The organism is Cloacibacterium sp. (assembly GCF_047601505.1).
Taxonomy (GTDB): domain Bacteria; phylum Bacteroidota; class Bacteroidia; order Flavobacteriales; family Weeksellaceae; genus Cloacibacterium.
On sequence record NZ_JASGJD010000001.1, the window covers coordinates 703263 to 724222 of the forward strand.

At 31.8% G+C, this 20960-nt stretch carries 19 protein-coding genes; 6 read left to right on the top strand and 13 right to left on the bottom strand.

Annotated elements, in window-relative coordinates; translation table 11 throughout:
* Positions 1 to 15: 15 nt before the first annotated feature.
* Positions 16 to 1848 (bottom strand): ABC transporter ATP-binding protein, encoded by a 1833-nt coding sequence (locus QM746_RS03280; protein ID WP_414982912.1) that lies wholly within the window; start codon positions 1846 to 1848, stop codon positions 16 to 18.
* Between the two features lie 133 nt (positions 1849 to 1981).
* Entirely contained in the window at positions 1982 to 2371 is a 390-nt protein-coding gene (locus tag QM746_RS03285; protein WP_374362620.1) for a DUF4293 domain-containing protein, read from the bottom strand.
* Between the two features lie 144 nt (positions 2372 to 2515).
* Between QM746_RS03285 and rho the strand changes: the two genes are divergently transcribed.
* The gene (gene rho, locus QM746_RS03290; protein WP_414982913.1) at positions 2516 to 4342 is read left to right on the top strand and encodes a transcription termination factor Rho; all 1827 of its coding nucleotides are present in this window, start codon (positions 2516 to 2518) and stop codon (positions 4340 to 4342) included.
* Between the two features lie 179 nt (positions 4343 to 4521).
* Positions 4522 to 5118 (top strand): superoxide dismutase, encoded by a 597-nt coding sequence (locus tag QM746_RS03295; RefSeq protein ID WP_414982914.1) that lies wholly within the window; start codon positions 4522 to 4524, stop codon positions 5116 to 5118.
* Positions 5119 to 5158: 40 nt separating this feature from the next.
* Here QM746_RS03295 and QM746_RS03300 read toward each other — a convergent pair whose 3' ends face one another.
* Together QM746_RS03300 and QM746_RS03305 are read right to left on the bottom strand one after the other, a co-directional pair.
* The gene (locus QM746_RS03300; RefSeq protein ID WP_414982915.1) at positions 5159 to 5581 is read right to left on the bottom strand and encodes a DUF6146 family protein; all 423 of its coding nucleotides are present in this window, start codon (positions 5579 to 5581) and stop codon (positions 5159 to 5161) included.
* Positions 5582 to 5684: 103 nt separating this feature from the next.
* Positions 5685 to 6887 (bottom strand): endonuclease, encoded by a 1203-nt coding sequence (locus tag QM746_RS03305; RefSeq protein WP_414982916.1) that lies wholly within the window; start codon positions 6885 to 6887, stop codon positions 5685 to 5687.
* 270 nt (positions 6888 to 7157) lie between these two features.
* Here QM746_RS03305 and QM746_RS03310 point away from each other — a divergent pair, with 270 nt between their 5' ends.
* Positions 7158 to 9995: a carboxypeptidase regulatory-like domain-containing protein gene (locus tag QM746_RS03310; protein ID WP_414982917.1), complete on the top strand. Its 2838-nt coding sequence runs from the start codon at positions 7158 to 7160 to the stop codon at positions 9993 to 9995.
* A gap of 12 nt (positions 9996 to 10007) precedes the next feature.
* Positions 10008 to 12029, top strand: a complete 2022-nt coding sequence (locus QM746_RS03315; RefSeq protein ID WP_414982918.1) for a DUF5689 domain-containing protein — start codon at positions 10008 to 10010, stop codon at positions 12027 to 12029.
* 203 nt (positions 12030 to 12232) lie between these two features.
* On the opposite strand, the gene QM746_RS03320 is transcribed toward QM746_RS03315, so the two are convergent.
* The 5 genes from QM746_RS03320 to QM746_RS03340 form a co-directional block, all read right to left on the bottom strand.
* Complete coding sequence (locus tag QM746_RS03320; protein WP_414982919.1) at positions 12233 to 12703, bottom strand: DUF6702 family protein; 471 nt, start codon at positions 12701 to 12703, stop codon at positions 12233 to 12235.
* A 78-nt stretch (positions 12704 to 12781) separates the two neighbouring features.
* Complete coding sequence (locus QM746_RS03325) at positions 12782 to 13501, bottom strand: TIGR00730 family Rossman fold protein (RefSeq protein ID WP_414982920.1); 720 nt, start codon at positions 13499 to 13501, stop codon at positions 12782 to 12784.
* A gap of 35 nt (positions 13502 to 13536) precedes the next feature.
* Positions 13537 to 14256 carry a nucleotidyltransferase family protein gene (locus QM746_RS03330; protein ID WP_414982921.1) on the bottom strand — a complete coding sequence of 240 codons (720 nt, stop codon included), beginning with the start codon at positions 14254 to 14256 and terminating at the stop codon, positions 13537 to 13539.
* Positions 14257 to 14318: 62 nt separating this feature from the next.
* Positions 14319 to 14732 (bottom strand): ATP-binding protein, encoded by a 414-nt coding sequence (locus QM746_RS03335; RefSeq protein ID WP_374362599.1) that lies wholly within the window; start codon positions 14730 to 14732, stop codon positions 14319 to 14321.
* A 39-nt stretch (positions 14733 to 14771) separates the two neighbouring features.
* Entirely contained in the window at positions 14772 to 15791 is a 1020-nt protein-coding gene (locus tag QM746_RS03340) for an aminoglycoside phosphotransferase family protein (protein WP_414985113.1), read from the bottom strand.
* 55 nt (positions 15792 to 15846) lie between these two features.
* Between QM746_RS03340 and xrtF the strand changes: the two genes are divergently transcribed.
* Both xrtF and QM746_RS03350 read left to right on the top strand, forming a co-directional pair.
* Positions 15847 to 16410, top strand: coding sequence for an exosortase family protein XrtF (gene xrtF / locus QM746_RS03345; RefSeq protein ID WP_414982922.1), 564 nt, complete (start codon positions 15847 to 15849; stop codon positions 16408 to 16410).
* Positions 16397 to 16828, top strand: coding sequence for an exosortase F system-associated membrane protein (locus tag QM746_RS03350; RefSeq protein ID WP_414982923.1), 432 nt, complete (start codon positions 16397 to 16399; stop codon positions 16826 to 16828). The genes xrtF and QM746_RS03350 overlap by 14 nt, the downstream gene beginning before the upstream one ends.
* On the opposite strand, the gene QM746_RS03355 is transcribed toward QM746_RS03350, so the two are convergent.
* From QM746_RS03355 to QM746_RS03370, 4 genes are all read right to left on the bottom strand, one after another.
* Positions 16825 to 17820, bottom strand: a complete 996-nt coding sequence (locus tag QM746_RS03355; protein ID WP_414982924.1) for a cation diffusion facilitator family transporter — start codon at positions 17818 to 17820, stop codon at positions 16825 to 16827. The genes QM746_RS03350 and QM746_RS03355 overlap by 4 nt on opposite strands.
* Positions 17821 to 17933: 113 nt before the next feature.
* On the bottom strand, positions 17934 to 18941 hold the full coding sequence (locus tag QM746_RS03360) for an aspartate-semialdehyde dehydrogenase (protein ID WP_414982925.1): 1008 nt from the start codon (positions 18939 to 18941) through the stop codon (positions 17934 to 17936).
* 31 nt (positions 18942 to 18972) lie between these two features.
* Complete coding sequence (locus QM746_RS03365) at positions 18973 to 19413, bottom strand: hypothetical protein (RefSeq protein WP_414982926.1); 441 nt, start codon at positions 19411 to 19413, stop codon at positions 18973 to 18975.
* An 82-nt stretch (positions 19414 to 19495) separates the two neighbouring features.
* Entirely contained in the window at positions 19496 to 20950 is a 1455-nt protein-coding gene (locus QM746_RS03370) for an adenosine kinase (protein WP_414982927.1), read from the bottom strand.
* Positions 20951 to 20960 lie beyond the last annotated feature (10 nt).

Here is a 20960-nt window from a genome sequence, read left to right on the forward strand (position 1 = left end):
ATCTTTGTTCAAATTCTACCCAAAATTCTGCAATTCTACCAATTTTTTATAGGTTCCGTTGTGCGTCATCAATTCATCGTGAGTGCCTTGTTCTACAATTTCACCACGTTCCATTACTACAATTAAATCTGCTTTTTGAATGGTAGATAAACGGTGCGCAATTACCAAAGAAGTTCTATTTTCCATCATTTTATCTAGTGCATCTTGTACAAATCTCTCAGATTCTGTGTCTAAGGCAGATGTAGCTTCGTCTAGAATCATAATTGGAGGATTTTTAAGAACAGCTCTCGCAATGGAAAGTCTCTGTTTTTGTCCGCCCGAAAGTTTACTTCCGTCATCTCCAATATTGGTTTGGTATTGTTCTGGCAAGTTTTCTATAAATTGATGCGCATTCGCAATTTTAGCAGCATTGATTACTTCAGCTTCTGAAGCATCGGGTTTTCCCATCAAAATGTTGTTGTAAACAGAATCGTTAAATAAAACCGATTCTTGGGTAACCATCCCAAGAAGTTTACGGAATTTTTCTAAATTCAAGTGCTTGATGTTGTTGCCATCAATTAGAATTTCACCGTTGCTAACGTCATAAAATCTGGTCAAAAGATTGGCAATGGTAGATTTTCCGCTTCCAGATTGTCCTACCAAAGCTACTGTTTTTCCTTTCGGAATGCTAAGGTTGAATTTTTTCAGGATTTGATGTTCTCCATCATAAGTGAAATCTACTTTTTTGAATTCAATTCTATCATTTAAAGTAGAAATTTCGATAGGATTGTCTATTTCTTCTACTTTTAAATCGTAATCTAAAACTTCTAAAACTCTTTGTACCGCAGGAATTCCGCCTTGAATGTTAGAAATTGCAGCAGATAATCTTTTAGCAGGTTCTAAAATCTGAAAAAATATTGCAATAAAACCAATGAAAGTTACCGCATCCATAGTGTGTTTTTCCAGAATTTGAATTCCTGCAAACCAAGTGATTAACAAAATGGTAACCGAACCAAGAAATTCTGAACTTGGAGATGCCAATTCTCTTCTTCTGCTCATTCCGATGGCGTATTTTTGCCAATTGCTGGTAGTTTTTTCGAATCTTTGATTTAAAATTTTATCAGCGTTAAAAATCTTGATAATTTTTGAAGATTTCAACGTTTCATCTACCAAAGAAAACAATCCTCCCAATTCTTCCTGAGCTTTCTTAGATTGTTTTTTGAGGCTTTTTCCTACCCAAGAAATAATTCCGCCCATTACAGGGAAAACCAATAGTGAAAAGAGCGTTAAACTTGGCGAAAGCGCAAAAAGAGTGATTAATGAACCAATTATCATAAAAGGTGCGTTGATTAAATCTACCAAACTTCCCATGATTGAGTTTTCTACGTTTCCTACATCGTTGGAAATTCTACTCATCATATCGCCTTTTCTTTGCTCTGTAAAGAAAGAAACTGGTAATTTTAAAAATTTGTGATAAACATTGGTTCGGAGGTCTTTGGTAACGCCTACTCTGTAATTTACCAACGAAAAAGCACCTAAATATCTCGAAATATTTCTTAGTAAAAATGCAACAGCAGTTACTATGCAAAGCAGAGCCAGAACTTTTATTGGTCCATTTTCATGAATTTTTTCTTGAATGGTGTATAATGCTAAATCTTTTAAATAATCGAAATACTTAATAAAGCTTCCAGAGAACTGAGGTTTTTCTATTTTTTCTGTTTTTACATTAAAAATCATTTGTAAAACAGGAAGCATTACAATGATAGAAAATATCTGAAAAAATGAATATAAAAGGTTGAAAAAAATACTAGAGAAAAGGTATTTTCTGTGAGGTTTTGCAATGCGCAATATTCTTTTTAGTGGACTCATTTAATTTTAGGAATAATTTGCAAAACTACGGAAAAATAAAATGTGATGATGTGATAATTTGTTGATATGCGAATAATAAAAAACAGCTTCGTTTCCGAAACTGTTTTCACTCAAAATAAATCGTTGGTAAGATTTATCGAATTCTGTCCACAGATTTTACGAGTTTCTCGTCTTTTCTAATGTAAATGTTTGCCATAAACAAACAGAACAAAGAAATGGGAGGGAATGCTAACTCAATACCTTTCTCAGGAAAACTAATTCCTCCAGATAAATTTAGTAGCCAATAAATCAATAAACCAGTCAACAAAACGTTTATGAAGATGTTGATATTATTCAACAAAATCTGTCTTACTCTCTTTTTGTAACTGAAAATAGATACTATTGCCAATAAAAATGACACCAAACTAAGGGAAGCAACAATATAAATGCTCCCAAAAAGTTCTACATCTAAACCTTGAAAATGTAGCACAACCTGCGCTATCACTACAATTAGCAAAAAAATGGTTTGTATTCTTTGTATCATTTCTTTGCAAAAATAAAATTTTTTTTGCACTTTATCAAAAATAATGTAGATTTGCAGTATAACAATTCATAAAAAAGGAGAATCGCCCGATTCAACTTTCTTACTTACAATTACTTATATTTATTACAACATTTCACACATTTTATGTTTAATATCGAAACGTTAAGGTCAAAATCCTTACCGGAATTGACTAAAATCTCTAAAGATTTAGGCGTTAAAATTCCTAAAGGCAGTACAAAAGATGAAGTTGTATTTGCTCTTCTAGATTTTCAGGCTTCTAATCCTAAACAAACTAAGGAATATTATAACGCTACAGAAACCAATATGGAAGAAAAAGTAGAAAAACCTGCAGTTGCTAAAACAACAAAAGCTAAACCTAAGGCTGCGCCTAGAAAGAAAGCAGAAAAACCAGCAGAACTTTCCCAAGAAACTGCTGAAGCAAAAGTTGAAGTTGCAGAGCCAAAGCAAGAATCAGTAGCTGTAGAAGAAACACCTGTGGCAGAAGAAAAACCTCAGGAAGAAATAGCACCTGCAAGAAAACAAAGAAAAAGAATTGCCCCAGCAGTTGAAGAAGCTATAAAAGAAGAAGCTGTAGCTGTGGTTGAAGAAAAACCGAAAGAAGAAGAAAAGCCAGCTGAAACTACGGTTTCGCCTGTTGCGCCTCAGCAGAAGCAACAAAACCAACAAAGAAAACAGCCTCAACAGAATCAGAATCAAAACCAAAATAATAACAAAAATAAAAACCGTCATCAAAACGGTAACCAAAATAACCAGAACAATCAACAACAAAATTCTCAAAATAACAATAATCAAAATGAAGCAGCGGAAGAAATTCCTGCTAAAAAAGAATTCAATTTTGATAATATCGTAGTTGTAGAAGGTGTTTTGGAGATTCTTCCAGATAATTACGGATTCCTTCGTTCCTCAGATTTCAGTTATATTTCTTCTCCAGATGATGTGTTTGTATCTACACAACAGATTAGAAATTATGGTTTGAAAACAGGTGATACTGTAAAAGGAATTGTAAGGTTGCCAAAAGAAGGAGAAAAATATTTTTCGCTTCAAAGAGCTTTAGAAGTTAACGGGAGAGATTTAGATTTTATAAAAGATAGAGTTACTTTTGAATATCTTACGCCACTTTTTCCTCAAGAGAAATTTAATTTAGCGGGTAAAAACGCAACCATTTCCACAAGGATTGTAGATTTATTTACGCCAATTGGTAAAGGACAACGTGCAATGATTGTTGCTCAGCCAAAAACGGGTAAAACGATGTTGCTGAAGGATATAGCAAATTCTATTTCGGCAAATCATCCAGAAGCATATATGATGATTCTTTTGATTGATGAAAGACCAGAAGAAGTAACAGATATGTCTAGAAGTGTAAATGCAGAAGTTATTGCATCTACTTTTGACGAAAGTGCCGAAAAACACGTTAAAGTTGCCAATTTGGTTTTAGCAAAAGCACAAAGAATGGTAGAATGTGGACATGATGTGGTGATTCTTTTAGATTCAATTACAAGATTAGCAAGAGCTTATAATACGGTAACTCCAGCTTCTGGTAAAGTGCTTTCTGGTGGTGTAGATGCTAATGCAATGCACAAGCCGAAAAGATTCTTCGGGGCAGCTAGAAAAATTGAAAACGGAGGTTCATTAACAATTATTGCAACAGCTCTTATTGATACAGGTTCTAAAATGGATGAAGTAATCTTTGAAGAATTTAAAGGAACTGGGAATATGGAACTTCAATTAGATAGAAAAATTTCTAACAAACGTATTTTCCCGGCAGTAGATTTAGTGGCTTCTTCTACCAGAAGAGACGATTTGCTACACGATGAAACCACACAACAAAGAATGTGGATTTTACGTAAATATTTAGCAGACATGAATCCTTTGGAAGCGATGGAATTTGTACACAAACAAATGCAAATGACCAGAAATAACGAAGAATTCTTGATGAGCATGAATAAATAGAAATTCAAATTGAAAATATGATAAAGAGAATGTGTTTTTGCACATTCTTTTTTTTGTGGAGTAAACTTTATTGAGTTGTGTTCGTTTTCATCAATGATATTTATAAAATATTTAAAAAATAATGTAAAGGTTTTGTTTTTAAGATTTATTATCTTTGATGCAATAAAAATTTAAAAATTATGTCATTCGAATTACCAAAATTAGGTTATGCTTATGATGCTCTTGAGCCAGTAATTGACGCAAGAACTATGGAGATACACCATACAAAACATCATCAAGCTTATGTAGATAATTTAAACAACGCAATTAAAGGTACAGCGCACGAAGGAAAAACAATAGAAGAAATCTGTAAAACTGCTGTAGATGTGCCTGCTATTAGAAATAACGGAGGAGGACATTTTAACCACACTCTTTTCTGGGAAATCTTAACTCCTGGTGGTAGCAAAGTACCTGTAGGAAAAGTAAAAGCAAGTCTAGAAACTTACGGAGGTTTTGAAAAATTTAAAGAAGATTTTTCTACTGCTGCTAAAACTAGATTTGGTTCTGGTTGGGCTTGGCTTTGTAAAAAAGCAGATGGTAGCTTAGATGTTTGTTCAACTCCAAATCAAGACAATCCGTTGATGCCAAATATTGGTTGCGGAAATACTCCAATTTTAGGATTAGACGTTTGGGAACACGCCTATTATTTACACTATCAAAACAGAAGACCAGATTATGTATCTGCTTTCTTTGAAGTGATAAATTGGGATAAGGTAGAGGAGCTTTACAATAAATAATTGATAAAAGAGGTTCAGAGTTTTTCTGAACCTTTTCTTTTTATCGAACAATATCTACACCGCTAAGTCCTTGCATTCTTAATTTGTATTTCCATTGTACATAAGCAAAGACTTGATAGAGTTTGTACTCGAATTTTAAGCCGTAGTTTTCATTGGGGTTATAATCTATAGAAGATTCTATAATATTTCTGTATCTTCCAGAATAGTAATAAGAATTCCATTCGTTTACCAGAAATGTATTTCTGTTTTTTAGATAAGATTCTGTGTACATATTCATTGGTCTTGCAATGGCATTCAAAAAATAATTGTAATCTGCATCTAAAACATCCAAATCCCATTCTCCATCATCGTTTTTTTCTGGTTTAATTTCCGATTTCTGTGTGCTGTCTTTTGCAATTGGAGTTTGCGGTGTGCAACTAATTATCAAAAAACATATCGCCAAAAAGAATGTTATTTTTTTCATTTTTTTAAATTTATGATGAGGTAAAGTTAACTAAAGAAAAGCAAAAACCGCTCCATTAAGAAGCGGTTTCTGAAATCAATTTTTAGGTGTAATTCTATATAGTTTATTTAGCGAATTCTTTTTGTAGTACAATAAAAGCGGGGAAGTGGTCACTATATCCTCCGGTAAACATGTCGCCAGCCCAAGAACGGAAAGGATAACCTTTGTATTGTCCGTCTGGAGTGATAAGATATTGCGGAGCGTAAACTTCTGCTTTAAAAACTGAATAATTTTTAGATAAAGAATCAGAAATTGCATTTTTAGAAACAATAATTTGGTCGAAAAGATTCGGAGCATCTCTATATCCTAAAGAAGCCACCCCTTGTTTGAACATTTTATACATATAGTTGTAATAAGGATATTCTTCTGAAAGTTCTTTTTTGTCTCCTACAGCGTGCAAATATTTTTTCAAACTTGGGCTTACAGGGTCGTCATTATAATCTCCCATCGAGATAAGAAGTCTATCTGGTTCTTGTGCTCTTATTTTATCCATTTCTTCTCTCAAAGCGTTTGCAGCAAAGTTACGTCTTGGTTGTGAAGCGGCTTCGCCACCACTTCTAGAAGGCCAGTGGTTCATAAAAATGGCGATTTTTTCTCCATCTAAAAGGCCTTTAACTACTAAAATGTCTCTTGTGTAAGTTCTTTTGCCATCATCATTGAAAATAGGCAATTCCTTTTTGTGAGAATCTGTTACTGTAAATCTTTTCTTTTGATAAATAATACCAACGTCTATACCTCTTGCATCATAAGAATTGTAATGAACAATTCCATAATCACCTTTTATTAGAGCAGGTTGTTTAATTAAATCTTCTATTACTTGTCTGTTTTCTACTTCAATTAATCCAACAATTGCAGGAAGGGTTCTGGTGTAAGATAATCCAAGTTCTGAGATTACTTTAGACTCATTTTCTAGTTTTTTCTTATAAACTTTTGTATTGTAGTTTTTAGCACTTTTTGGTGTGAAATCGTCAGCTAGAATTTGATTTCTAATTACTTTTTTTCCAATAAGAAGGTCGTCGCTCCAATCTCCTTTGTAATCTTCTGTAACTTCTAAAAATTTTAAAGAATCAATGGGTACACTTCTATGAAATTTTGGATTGTTTCTAGGAAGTGTTCCATCAATATAATCTGCAGAAGGAATGGTATCCCAAAGGTTTTCAACATTTAGAAACCCAACGGTTGCTCTTTTTACTTGTACTTGTTGTTTTTCTTGGGCAAAACCAAAGATAATTGCTAACAAAGCAAAGAAACTTAGATGTTTTCTCATTTTATAAAATTGTGGGTTACAAATTTAATTCTTTTTAGTAAAACTAGCATATAAAATTTTTTAATGCAAAAGAAATGTGAATTAATAATTAATTAACCAAAAAAATGCCAATTCAATATTAATTTTGCTTAAGATAGAAATAAAATGTTAAAAAATACACTTGTTTTTTAGTGAAAAATATTTAAAAAAAGTTAAAGTATAAGAAAATTAGTATAAATTTGTAGGTTCAATAGTTGTCTATTGAAATGAAGAAAAAAATAATTAACAGTTATGATTAAGAAATTATCAATTATCTCATTTTTTGGGATATTTTCTTTCTCAGCGCTTCACGCACAAACTACTGTGTATGCTTATCTTAAAGACCTTAGTGGTAAGCCTATAGAAAGTGCAGGCGTAGATTTGAAAGATTCACAAAATGATGTTACGGCAGACAAAATTGGATATTTTCAATTTGTTGACATGAAACCGGGGCATTATCAAATTACAATTTCAAAGCCAGGTTTTGATGACAAGATCTTAGATTTTGATGTAGTTGCAGATGAGAAAAGAAAAGATCTGGGAACCATTGTTTTAAATGTATCTAGTGGAACAGGCAATGACTTAGGCGTTGTTGTTTTAGATGATGCTACAGCTGAGGATGATCAGAGTTCTATGCAACCCACAGTAGGATTGTTATCGTCAGGTAGAGATGCCTTTGCTAATACAGCGGCTTTCGAGCTTGGTGCTTACTGGTTTAGACCTAGAGGTAATGATAATAGATATGCAGAGGTACTTTTCAATGGTATTCCAATGTCTAAAAACGATGATGGTAGAATTGATTTTAGTAACTGGGGGGGATTGAATGATGTAACTAGATATCCTTATGAATATGTAGAAAATAATGCACCATCTGAGTATACATTTGGTAATCTTGGAGGAGTAGTTTATTATAATACGAGAGCCTCTTCTTTTAGAAAAGGAACTTCATTAGCATACTCAATTACGAATAGAAGTTATTTTCACAGAGCAATGGCTTCGTATAATACTGGATTACTTAAAAATGGATGGGCTTTTTCTTTTTCGGCGTCTAGAAGATGGGCTGAAGAAGGTATTGTAGATGGTACTTATCAAGATTCTTATGCATATTTTGCTGCTATAGAAAAGAGATTTGGAGATAAACATTCATTAAATCTTACTGCTTTTGGAGCGCCTACTTATAGAGCTAACAATAGTCCTAATACACAAGAAGTTTACGATTTGATGGGTAAAAACTATAACTCATATTGGGGATGGCAAGACGGGGAAAAAAGGAATGAGAGAGTACGAAAAACATTTGAGCCTGTTTTTCAATTGGTGCACTATTGGAAACTAAATGAAAAATCTAAATTAACTACTACTCTTTCTTATCAATTTGGAAGAGATGGAAGAGGTAGACTAGATTGGTTTAACGCAGCGAGTCCAAGCCCTACTTATTATAGAAATTTACCAAGTTTTTATATGTCTGAATTGGGAGGAGCTTCACAGTCAACAATTGATTATGTTAATGATAGATGGAAAAATGACCAGAGTTTTTCGCAAATCAACTGGGATTCTCTATACAATCAAAATTATAATATAGCAAGTTCTGATAATTATTTAGGAACATCTTATGGGACGGATTCTCAAGGGAAAGCAATCGTAGGTAAGAGGGCCGCTTATTATGTTGTAGAAGATGTAAATAAAGATAAAACATTTAATTTTAATATTCATTATGATACTAAATTGAAAGATTATTGGAAGCTAAATATGAATTTTAATTATCAAAACTTAGAATCAGATAATTTTAGAAAAGTTAAAGATTTATTAGGTGCAGATTTTGCTTTAAATTTAGATGATTATGCAACCAATGGAGCAGGTAAATATAATACCGATAGTGATAATGTAATTGTAAAAGAAGGAGATAGAATAGAATACAATTATTTATTAAAAAGGCAAACTTATTCAGGTAATATTTCTACAAGTGTGAATCTTGATAGATGGACAGTTATAGGTTCTGTATTTACTAGTTATAATGAATCTTCAAGAGAAGGTAAATATAGACATTATCTATATGATAATTCTAAAGGGAAAAGTGATGTTTTTTCTAGTTGGAATTTTGGTTTAAAAGGAAGAGTAGAGTATAAAATAGATGGAAAAAATTTCTTAGTTTATAACGGGGCGTATTTTTCTTTAGCGCCTACATTAAATGAAATTTTTGCGAACCCTAGATTGAATAATCTGATTACTCCTAATTTGGAAAATCAAATTATCAATTCAAATGATTTAAGTTTTATTCATAGAGGACAAATTTTAAAAGTTAGATTATCTGGTTATTATAATGATATTAGCAATTCTACTGAGATTTCAAGATATTTTGCTGAAGGAATTGCAACATTCAATGCAGATACGAATTCTATTACGTCTAAAGATGTTTTTGTAGCAGAAATATTATCAAATGTAGAAAAAGAATATTTAGGAGCTGAACTAGGACTTGATATTAAAGTAAGCCCTACTTTAACTGTAACCGCTATAGGTAGTTTAGGACAATTTGTGTATAAAAATAATCCCAATGTATATCTAATATCTGATGATCTTAATGGTATTCAAGATTTAGGAAAGGCATATTTAAAAGACTACAAAGTTGCAGGAACGCCTCAAAAAGCAGCTTCATTAGGTTTTAGATACAATTCTCCTAAGTATTGGTGGTTTGGGATGTCTGCAAATTATTTAGCTGATAATTATTTAGATATTTCTGCAATTCCAAGAACCTCTAATTTTGTTACTAATCCAAATACGGGTAATGCATATGATGGTGTATCGGAAGAATTGGTAAGAGCTTTACTGAAACAACAGCGTTTTGATGACCAATTTATGTTGAATGCCAATGTTGGTAAGTCATTTTTATTTGGGAAATATAGAGTAGGAATGAGTGTTAGTGTAAATAATATTTTAAATAATAGAAATTATGTAACAGGTGGGTTTGAAAGTGGTAGAGCATCTAATTTCGTAGATGCATTAGCAGACTCACAAAGACAAGTTCCTTTATTTTCGCCTAAACTATGGTATGACAGAGGAAGAACATATTTTGCCAATATTTATTTTAGATTTTAAAAAAAAACAATTATGAAAATAGTTAATTTAATAAAGAGCATATTATTTGCTTTCGTTTTACTGGTAGTTAATACTGGATGTGTGCACGATGATGATTATTCTACGGCACCTATTGTATGTCAGGATCTAACCCCTACAACAACTATTGCTCAACTTAAAGCAATGTATTCAGGTAGTACAAAACAAATTACAGAGGATTTAGTTCTGGTTGGATATGTTGGTTCTTCTGATGAAACAGGAAACATATATAAGACATTGTTTTTGCAAGATGCCCCGGAAAATCCATCTCATGGATTTACGGTAAGTGTTGACGCAGCAGACTTATATACAAAATATCCTGTAGGCGCTAAAGTTTTTATTAAACTTAAAGGGTTATATCTTGGTCAGTATGGAGGAGTAACACAATTAGGAGATTTAGGTGTTGATGAAAATGGAGCAGTGAGTTTTGGTAGAATTCCAAATGTAAAAATTGATAGAACAATTATTAAATCTTGTGATCCTTTAAAGACAATAGTGCCAAAAGAAATTTCTATAAATGAGTTTAACAATGATTTAGTTGGAGCATTAGTAAAAGTGAAAGATGCACAGTTTGTGTCTGGTGTATTGTGTTCAACATATGCAAGTGAAGGAGTTACAGTTAATAGAAGTATTGAAGATTGTAGTGGTTCTAAGGTGATAATGAGAAATAGTGGTTATGCAACTTTCTATAATGAAACATTACCAACTGGAAAAGGTGGTGTAGTAGCAATTCTTAGCAAATATAATTCAGATTATCAGTTATATATTAGAAGTACTGATGATGTGAAAGAGTTAGTTGGAACTCCTAGATGCGATGGAACTACTTTTAGTTGTACACCTCCAGCTGATAATGCTTCTATTCAAGATTTGAAAAACTTGTATAAAGGAACATTGCTTAATATTACTCAAGATTTAAATGTAAAAGCAGTAGTAACTGCTAATGATGCAACGAATAATTTATTTAAATATGTTTATGTTGAAGATGAGACAGGCGGTTTGAGATTACGTTTGAATAAGAGTAGTTTATATTTAGAAAATAAATTTAAAGTTGGTTCAGAAATTACAATAAAAGCAAAAGATTTATATATTGGAGCTGTTGGTGGAGAAGTTCAACTAGGAGCATTATATCAAGGTAGTATAGGTAATATTGAGGAATCTGATATTTATAAGCATGTTTTTTATGAAGGAGTTAATAGAACTGTAACGCCAACTAAAATATCTATTAGTGCTTCGCCAAACTTAGATTCTCAAGTTGGTAAGCTTGTAAAATTAGAGAATGTAGAATTTGACAATGCAAGTGCAGGACAAATTTTCTCTGGTTCAAGTGCTACTAATAGGACATTGAAAGATTGTTCAGGTAATACAATTATAATAAGAACAAGTAACTACGCATCTTTTGCTTCTACTCCTACACCTGCGGGAAAAGGTACTCTTGTTGGTGTTCTAAATGTTTATAATGGTGTGTATCAAATTTGGATTAGAGATTTACAAGATCTTGATATGAATGGGAATAGATGTGATGGTAGTGTTCCTCCTGTAACAATATTCTCCGATGCTTTTGAAAATGGATTTAGCAATTGGACTACTGCAAACATAGCAGGAGCTCAGGTTTGGACTACAGCTACCAATTCAGGTTCATCAACTGGTTATTACGCTAAAATGACAGGTTATGCAAGTGGTAATTTTGCTAATGAAGATTGGTTAGTATCGCCTGAAATTAATTTAAACGGCTATAAAAGTGCATATGTTAATTTAGATTCTGATTATAATTTTGCAGGTGATAAATTAGAAACTTATATTACTACCAATTATACAGGTGACGTTACAACCACTACATGGACAGCTATTAACATTCCGTTAGACCAGACAAGTGGTTGGGGATTCTTTAACTCTGGAAATGTTAGTTTGAATGATTATCTTGGTCAAAAAGTAAGAATTGCTTTCAAATACAAATCTACAACAACTAGCGCCTCTACTTGGGAAGTAGATAATTTTGCTGTAAAAGGTGTAAAATAGTAAATAATACTTTCAATTTATATAACCCAGTTTCAATTTTTTGGAACTGGGTTTTTGTTTATTTCTAATGGATTCTAAATATTATTGATTAACAATAAAGAAGCAATGTTATATAGAGGTTTAAATGTTTTAGTTTTTAAGGCTTAAGCAAAAAAAAGACTACCTTTTTGAGGTAGCCTTCATTATTTATCTTGTTGTTTTTTTTAGAAAGAAACTTCGTTTACTTCTTTTCCTTTCATAAAAGTCATGTTTTTTTGTGAACCTTTATATGCGATGTTTACCAAGTTCATTTGCTTAGGAAATACATCTAACAAAATATTATTTTTAATTTTTAAACTAGATATATCCGAAATTCCGCCAGCTTCATAATAAACCCAAACGGTTTCTCCATTTACTTGGCTTCCAGTAAAGGTAAGCGTTTTGTTTTGTCCGTTTACATAAACGTCTATGTGGCTATTTACATATTTTTTTACTTCAGCTTCAAAAGCTGTAGTATTTGGATTTATTTTTAAAACCTGAGAAATATGCCCAGAATTAAGTTTTGTACTAAATTTAAGCGTTTTGCTGCCTTCTACATAATCTACTTTGGTAAGTGAAGAATAGAAGTCTGACAAAGTAAAACTCATGGCTACAAAAATTAAACCTACTGCGATTATACTTATTATTTTTTTCATTGTTTCTAATTTTTAATCCCTTTTCAGAAATTATATATTTTCAAATTTATTAAAAATTGTCAAAACTTATGCCAAAATCTAAAAATTAACACTTACTGAATATTTATCGTAAAAGGCTTTGATATGTGCAACTGCCTCTTCCGCACTATCTACAAGTCTAAATAAACCGAGGTCTTCTTCTTTTATCAAACCGTTTTTGAGCAATGTATTGGCAAACCAATCTAGCAAGCCTCCCCAAAATTCAGTTCCTATTAAAACGATAGGAAATCTGCCAATTTTATGTGTTTGAATTAACGTTAACGCCTCCGAAAGTTCGTCTAAAGTACCAAACCCTCCCGGCAAAACGATAAACCCTTGCGAGTATTTTACAAACATTACTTTTCTTACAAAAAAGTAATCAAAATCCATAGAATAACTTTTGTCGATATACGCATTAAAATGTTGCTCGAAAGGTAAATCAATATTTAATCCGATAGATTTTCCGCCACCCATTTTTGCACCTTTATTTCCAGCTTCCATTATACCTGGTCCACCTCCTGTTATCACTCCAAAACCAATTTCTGTAATTTTTTGAGCAATTTCTACCGCCATTTTGTAATATTTGTCTTCTCGCTTCAAACGTGCAGACCCAAAAATAGATACACAAGGTCCTATTTTTGCTAATTTTTCATAACCATCTACAAATTCAGACATTACTTTAAAAACCATCCAGCTGTCTTTGGTAACGGTTTCGTCCCAAGTTTTTTGTCTGAAACTTTCTTGTAATCTTTTTTCTTCAGATGTGTTATCGTCTATCATTTTCTAATTTTTTAATTTTTAAAACTGTAAAAGAGCTATTTAAAATATTTTCCGGCTTCTACTACAGATTCTGGTCTTCCTACGTCTATTAATTTTGCATTGTGCTGAAATCCTTGTATATGATTTTCGAACATCAAATCTAAATATTCTTCCATTATAGAAAACTTCCCAGTTCTTTTTATTTTGTCAAATATAGAAGAATTTACACAATGTATTCCACTGAAAGCTAATTCTTTAAAGTTTTTATTGAATTCTGACAGTTTTGTTTCCCCTGTAGTTTTATTTACCCAACCTTTCAGAATCATATCTTCATTAAACATTAATTTCCTAGAACTCACTCTATCTGAAACGGCTAAAGTAGCTACATTTTGATGTAAAAGATGGAATTTTACAAATTCTAAAATATTCAAATCTGTAAGAATATCCGCATTCATAATGAGGAAATTTTCTTCGTTTTCTAAGTGTTTTTTAGCAAAAACCAGACCACCGCCCGTTTCTAAAAGTTCGTTTTTTTCGTCTGAAATTTCAATTTTTGCTCCAAAATTTTCTTTTTCTTGTAAAAATTCAATGATTTGTTCTCCAAAATGATGAACATTAATTACAAAATCGTTAATTCCATAATTTTGAAGAAATTTAATATTTCTTTCTAACAGAGGAACATTATTTACCACCGCCAAAGCTTTTGGATGATTGTCTGTAAAAGGCTTTAGTCTGGTACCTTTTCCGGCTGCAAAGATGAGTGCTTTTTTTATCATAATTGATGAAAGATAATCGATAAATGATTGATAATAAAACCTATTTTATCAATTATCATTGATTAATTCAGTTGAGGTTGTTCGTTGTGTGTTACGGTTACATTTACCAATTCTGGATATTTTTCTTGTAAAAATTCTCCCAATTTTATTGCAGAATAAACACTGCGGTGTTGCCCGCCTGTGCAACCGAAAGAAATCTGAAGATGATCAAAACCTCTGGCAATATAATCGTTTATCGTGATGCTTACCAATTCTTTGATGAGACCAATAAAATTGGGCATTTCGGTTTTTGTTTCTAAAAATTCTTGCACAGGTTTGTCGTTTCCCGTTTGAGGTTTGTATTCATCAATTCTTCCAGGATTTAGAATTCCTCGGCAATCAAATACAAAACCACCACCATTTCCAGAATTATCAGTTGGGATTCCTCCTTTTTTGTAAGAAAAACTGTAAATTGATATATTGAGTTTATTTTCCATTTTAAAATTTATTTTATTTTTATCATTAAGTTCTTAAACCTAATGTTTATCGTTTATTAACCTTTCGATTTTATTTTTAACTTCCTCGGTGTTGAGTTTTAAAATCAAGTTTTTCAGCTCATGAAATTGATTGATTTCTGTTTCATTTTCCACAAAATCTACCAAATTTTTGATGCCTTGGTCTATACTTGCAATAAAATGCGCTTTCTTTTGTATCAAACCTCGGAAACCATAAGCTCCCAAAACCTGAATAAACCTAATTAATTTACAATATTTTAAAGATTTTTCTAAATTTTCTTTTTCCTCATAATTGTAGAATGAAAAATAATAATCTAGCATTTCTGTTTTGAATTTTTCTGAAAAATTAGCTTTCGCTTGAAACAAAAAAGAAACCACATCGTACATTGCAGGTCCTTGCATAGCAGCTTGATAATCAATGAAAAAAACGTTGTTTTCTTTTGCCAAAATGTTCCTCGATTGAAAATCTCTAATCATTAAACACTGTGGCGATAGATTTTCTATTTTTTCTGAGATTTTTTTAAATTCTTTAAGCAAAGAAGATTTGTGATATTGAAGCTCAAGAACGTCTATCAAAAAATTTTTAAAGTAATACAAATCATGAATTATAGGCAATTCATCATACTTTTCGTATTCAAAAGTTTTAGAAAAATCTATCTTATTTTGAGTTGTTTTTTGAAGTTGAAAGAGTTTTTCTAAGGTTTGTTTTACCAGGTTTTTCACTCGTTCAGATTCTCCTTCTCTGGAAATAATTTCAGAAAGCGTTTCTTCGCCCAAAAATTCCTGAATATAAAGATTCCGTTCTTTATTAATTTTAAAAATTTTGGGAGTATTGAGATTTAACTTAGAAAATATTTCAGAAAAGTAGAAAAATGCTTCGTTTTCTAGTAAATTTTCGTTGTAAGTTATTACAAATTTATCTTCATTAGAAGTTCCAATAAAATTCATTCTGGCAGAACCACTCTGAGGCAAAATCTCAAAATCTGATTCTTTTTTGCCTAAAAATTCTTCAAAAAAAAGTTGTGCTGTTTCTAAATTTATCATCGCAAAGCAAAGATAATGATTTGAAAAGGGAATTTGCGTATTTTTGTAGGATATGAAAGATTTTAAAGAAATATTATTTATTCTTTTGCGATTTTTGGGAATTTGGTTGGTACTTTTTGTATTGTACCAAATTTATCTTAATTATTACAAATCTGATATTGATTTTATCACTAGAATTATTTCAAACCAAAGTGCTTTTTTGCTCAATAAAACTGGGTTTGAAACTACTACTAAAGATTTTCCTGTATATGAAACTATTATGTTTTACATCAACGGAAAACCTGCAACCAGAATGGTGGAAGGTTGTAATGCGGTTTCTGTGATGATTTTATTTCTGGCATTTATTTTTGCTTTTTACAAAGGTTTCAAAACCATTTTGTTTGCATTTTCTGGCATTGTAATTCTTTATATTTTGAATTTATTTAGAATTTATGTTTTGAATGTTGTGGTGGTAAATCATTACGAATATACAAAACCGGCTCACGACTATTTTTTTCCTGCAATTATTTATGGTGGAGTGGTGTTGCTTTGGCTTATTTGGATTAACAAATTTGTCTTGAAAGAAGAATTAATGAAAGCGAAATCTAATCAATTATCTCACGATGAAGTTTCTTAATTGGATTTTTGTAGTAATAGGAGTTCTAGGCTTAATTTCTGTGAGATTTCTGGAAAATAGTCTTTTTTACGACCCTTTTTTGAATTTTTTTAAAGGAAATTACAAAGTGGAATTAGCTCCAGATTTTATTCTTTGGAAATTAATTTTGAGTCATTTTTTTCGGTTTCTTTTGAATTTGTTTTTTTCAGCAATAGTGGTTCATTTTATATTTTTAAATAAAAAATGGACTTTGCAAGCTGTTTTGTTGATGGCGATTGCTTTTATGTTATTTTTCCCTATTTATCTTTGGTGTATTTATAGTAAAATGGAGATTGGTTATCTTTTTACGTTTTCAGTGAGGAGATTTGTCATTCAACCCATTATTCTTCTATTGATTATTCCTATTTTCTATTACCGAAAAAAGTTGGAAAAAAACTAGGGATTATTTCTTAAGCTATGTTTGGTATGCTGAGAAATGGTTTCAGAATTCCAATTTACTTTCTTTTTGAATTCGTGGAGACGGTATGTGCATTCTAATTGGCAAATTTCACAAGAATGAGGTTTGCAATCGTCCATGTGGAAGTTAAATTCTACATTTCTTTCCGTTTCGGCTACTAATGTTTTAATGATATTTTCCATTTCTTGATGAGATTCTCTAAGAGAGTTGTACCAAGGCAAGGTGATATGAGCATCAATGTGAAGTCCGCTTCCGTATTGTTGAATTTTCATATTGTGAATGTCTATCCATTCTTTTTTTCGGTTTTCTGCTAAAACTTCTACTACGGCTTTTAGCAAATCTGGGTCGGCTTCGTCCATTATTCCGCTTAGAGATTTTCTTACGATTTTGTAACCCACAAAAATGATATATAACCCGAAAATGAAAGCAACGCCTGCGTCTATCCAATAGATTTTTGTAAAATATACTAAAACCAAACTGGCTACTACTCCAAACGTTGTAATGGTGTCAGATTGAAGATGTTTGCCAGAAGAAATAAGAACCAAAGAATTTTCTTTTTTTCCTTTTTGAATAGAAATGTATCCCATTATGTAATTGGCAATTGCTGTAGCCAAGACAATAAAGATTCCGTAATCTAATTTTTTTAAAGAATTTGTATGAAGCAAACTATCAAAAGCTTCTATGATGATAATAATACCAGCAAAAATAATGAGCGAACCTTCTACGCCAGAGGTTACAAATTCTACTTTTCCATGTCCGTAAGGATGATTTTCGTCTTTTGGGCGTGCAGCCAAATAAAGAGAATATAATCCCATAAATGCAGAAACAATGTTTACGATGCTTTCCATGGCGTCAGAGAAAACAGCGTCAGAATTGGTGAGATGCCAAGCAATAAGTTTTCCAACAAAAAGGATGATGCCAACAATAGCAACATTTTTTTGAAAGGAGAATCTTGAGGTTTCTGATTTAGACATTTTTAAGGTTTGGGTTAAAATTTCGGCGGCGGCGAAGCCGCCGCCGAAAAGAAAATTTAAATATTAATTCTGTGGCAAAAAAATGCTCACAAATCTGTGAGCATTTTTATTTTTTATACCAAATTATTGGCAATTACGTATTCTGCAATTTGTACGGCATTTGTAGCGGCTCCTTTTCTCAGGTTGTCTGCCACAATCCAACAGTTCAGAGTGTTATCTTGAGAAAGGTCTCTTCTAATTCTTCCTACAAAAACTTCGTCTTTGCCTTCAGAGTAGAAACACATTGGATAAACTTTGTTTTCTACATCATCTTGAAGAACAACACCAGATGTATTGGCTAAAATATCTTTTACTTCGGCTAAATCAAAATCATTTTCAAATTCTACGTTTACACTTTCAGAATGACCTCCTTGTACAGGAATTCTAACTGCTGTAGCAGTAATTTTTAATGAATCGTCTCCCATAATTTTCTTAGGTTCATTCATTAATTTTAATTCTTCTTTAGTATAATCATCTGTATAGAATACATCACATTGTGGCAATGCATTTTTGAAGATTTGATAAGGATAAACAGCATTTACTTCTACAGAACCAGGGTTTACAGCGTTTGCAATTTCTGCATTTAATTGGTCAACTGCAGCTTTGCCGGTTCCCGAAACAGATTGGTAAGTAGAAACAATTACTCTTTTAATTTTGTATTTTTTGTGTAGCGGATTTAGAACCATCACCATTTGAATGGTAGAACAATTCGGGTTTGCTATAATTTTGTCTTTTTTAGTTAAGATGTGTGCATTGATTTCTGGAACTACCAATGGTTTAGTAGGATCCATTCTCCAAGCAGATGAATTATCAATTACAGTACAACCTACTTCTGCAAATTTAGGAGCGTACTCTAAAGAAGTACCACCACCAGCTGAGAAAATTGCAATTTGAGGTTTCATAGAAATCGCGGTATCCATTGAAACGATGCTAAATTCCTTGCCCTTATAAGTAATCTTCTTACCTACAGATTTCTCTGAAGCTACTGGAATTAACTCTGTTATAGGAAGATTTCTCTCTTCCAATACTTTCAACATAACTTGGCCAACCATACCTGTTGCGCCTACAACTGCGATTTTCATTGTAATAAAATTTTAAATGGGTTAATAAAAATTAGCCGCCGAAAACTCTAGTCCAAGGGAACACAAAAGCGAATAAAGCGATTGCAAGTACTCCCATGAAAACTATTTTTAGAGAAAGTTTTTCGTTGGTTTTCATATATTTATTGATAATTGTTAACAATACAGCTGCCACAATCATTGCAAAAGGATGTTCTACAAATGTGGTTCTGTTATAAGCGTCGCTCATTAGATTTCCTTGTGCTAAAGCTGCTTTGAAACCTGGTGAAAAAATAAATAATAATGGAATTCCTACTAATAACTGAACGTGAAAGAAAATCATTGTAAATAGTGTAGATTTTCTCAAAAGTTTAGAAATATTACCAGAGAAGCCAAACATAGTTACCACAAGTGAAACTAAAAATAAAGCTGCTAAAAGTAAAATAAGGTATCCAAAACCTTTGTGTGCATTTAAAAAGATGTTATAAAATTCCATTTTTAAGTTTTTGAAATGCAAATATATAAAAATATCGTAAACGAAGTGCCTGCATTTCGAAACCTTAACAAAGAAGTTGAATTTATTCTACATTATTTCTAACGAAAGTATTCCATTCTTTCTCTAAATGTATTTTTGCTTTTTGTTTCTCTGAGGAATTTAACGAAGAATAATCTATACTGTTGAATATCAGTTTTTTTAAATCTTTAACGGTTAAATCCCAATTGATAAAAGCCATCCAAAAATCGTAAGAAAGACCTTCATAGCCAAAAACTGCGGGGTCGTCACTGTTGATGGAAATGTTAACGTTATTTGCCAAAAGAACTCTTGCAGGATGATTTCTCAAATCACTCACGTAGCCCAAAGTTTGATTACTAATTGGGCTTACTTCTACCAAATTATTATTTTGTTTCACTTTTTTCATTAATTCTGGGAAATAAATTAAGTTCAAAGCGTGTCCAATTCTTTTATTGTACGCAAAAGGAATTTCAGAAATGTTATGATTGTATAAACTGCAACTTTCGCCAGCGTGAAGATATAGAGGAAGTTTTACTCTGTATTTTTTCTCCAAAATTTTCATTTTTTCCCAAAGCGGATTGAAATATGCTACCGAATGTCCCGATGCTTCATCTGCGACCAAATCAAAACCTGTAATAAAATTTGGGAATTTCTTCTTGAGTTGATAAGCCTTTTCTGATTCTTGTTCTACAACCGTTTTGTCTAAAAATTTAAGACTGGTGTAGATAATTTTTAAAGTAAATTCAGGATGTGTTTTTTTGATTTTTTTTTCAATTTCTTTTAAATCTAAAACAGCTTTTTCAATTGGATAATTTTTATTTTTTTCGTCGAATAATTGTCCGAAAATATATCTTATCTCCACGTGTTGCACGTTGTCTTTTAATAGTTCTAAGAAAGCTTCCTGATAGTACTCTTTAAAAATTGGTCTGTAATTTAAGATGCTTTCAATTCGTTGAAATCTTTTTTCAAATTCACTCCAATAATCGATATATTCTGTAAGATTATTCCTTTTTAAAGTGTATAAATCTAGAAGTTTTTCTTTTGCATTAGCATTGCTTTTCAAAAAGTCACTTAACTTAATAAAACCAACAGGGACTTCTTCTTTTTCGAAAATCATTAATTGCCCGTAGATATATTTTTGCTGGTCTTGATTGATGAAAATGTAGCAATTTTCGTATTCAGAAGCTTTATTAATAAGCCAATCTGTATTTGCAATTCCTCCGCTGTGGCTATGCAAAAGTGCGCCTTTTGGCATTTCATTCAATATTTTGAATAGTTCTGTAGTTTCTATAAATGGTTTGAGCTGAGAGAATGAAGTGTTGTAAATAGTGAATTTATTTTTTTCAGAATCTTGAAGAAGTTCTGTTTTTATCTTAGAAAGTTTATTGTCTAGATTTTGTTCGTCTTTAGAAAGAGAAGTAATGTTTTGAGCAACAAAAAATGATGAAAAAGAAAGGAAAAAAATAAGACTAAAAATAAATCTTATGGTTGGTGTTTTGAATTTTATCACTATCGTCATAGTTAATTGA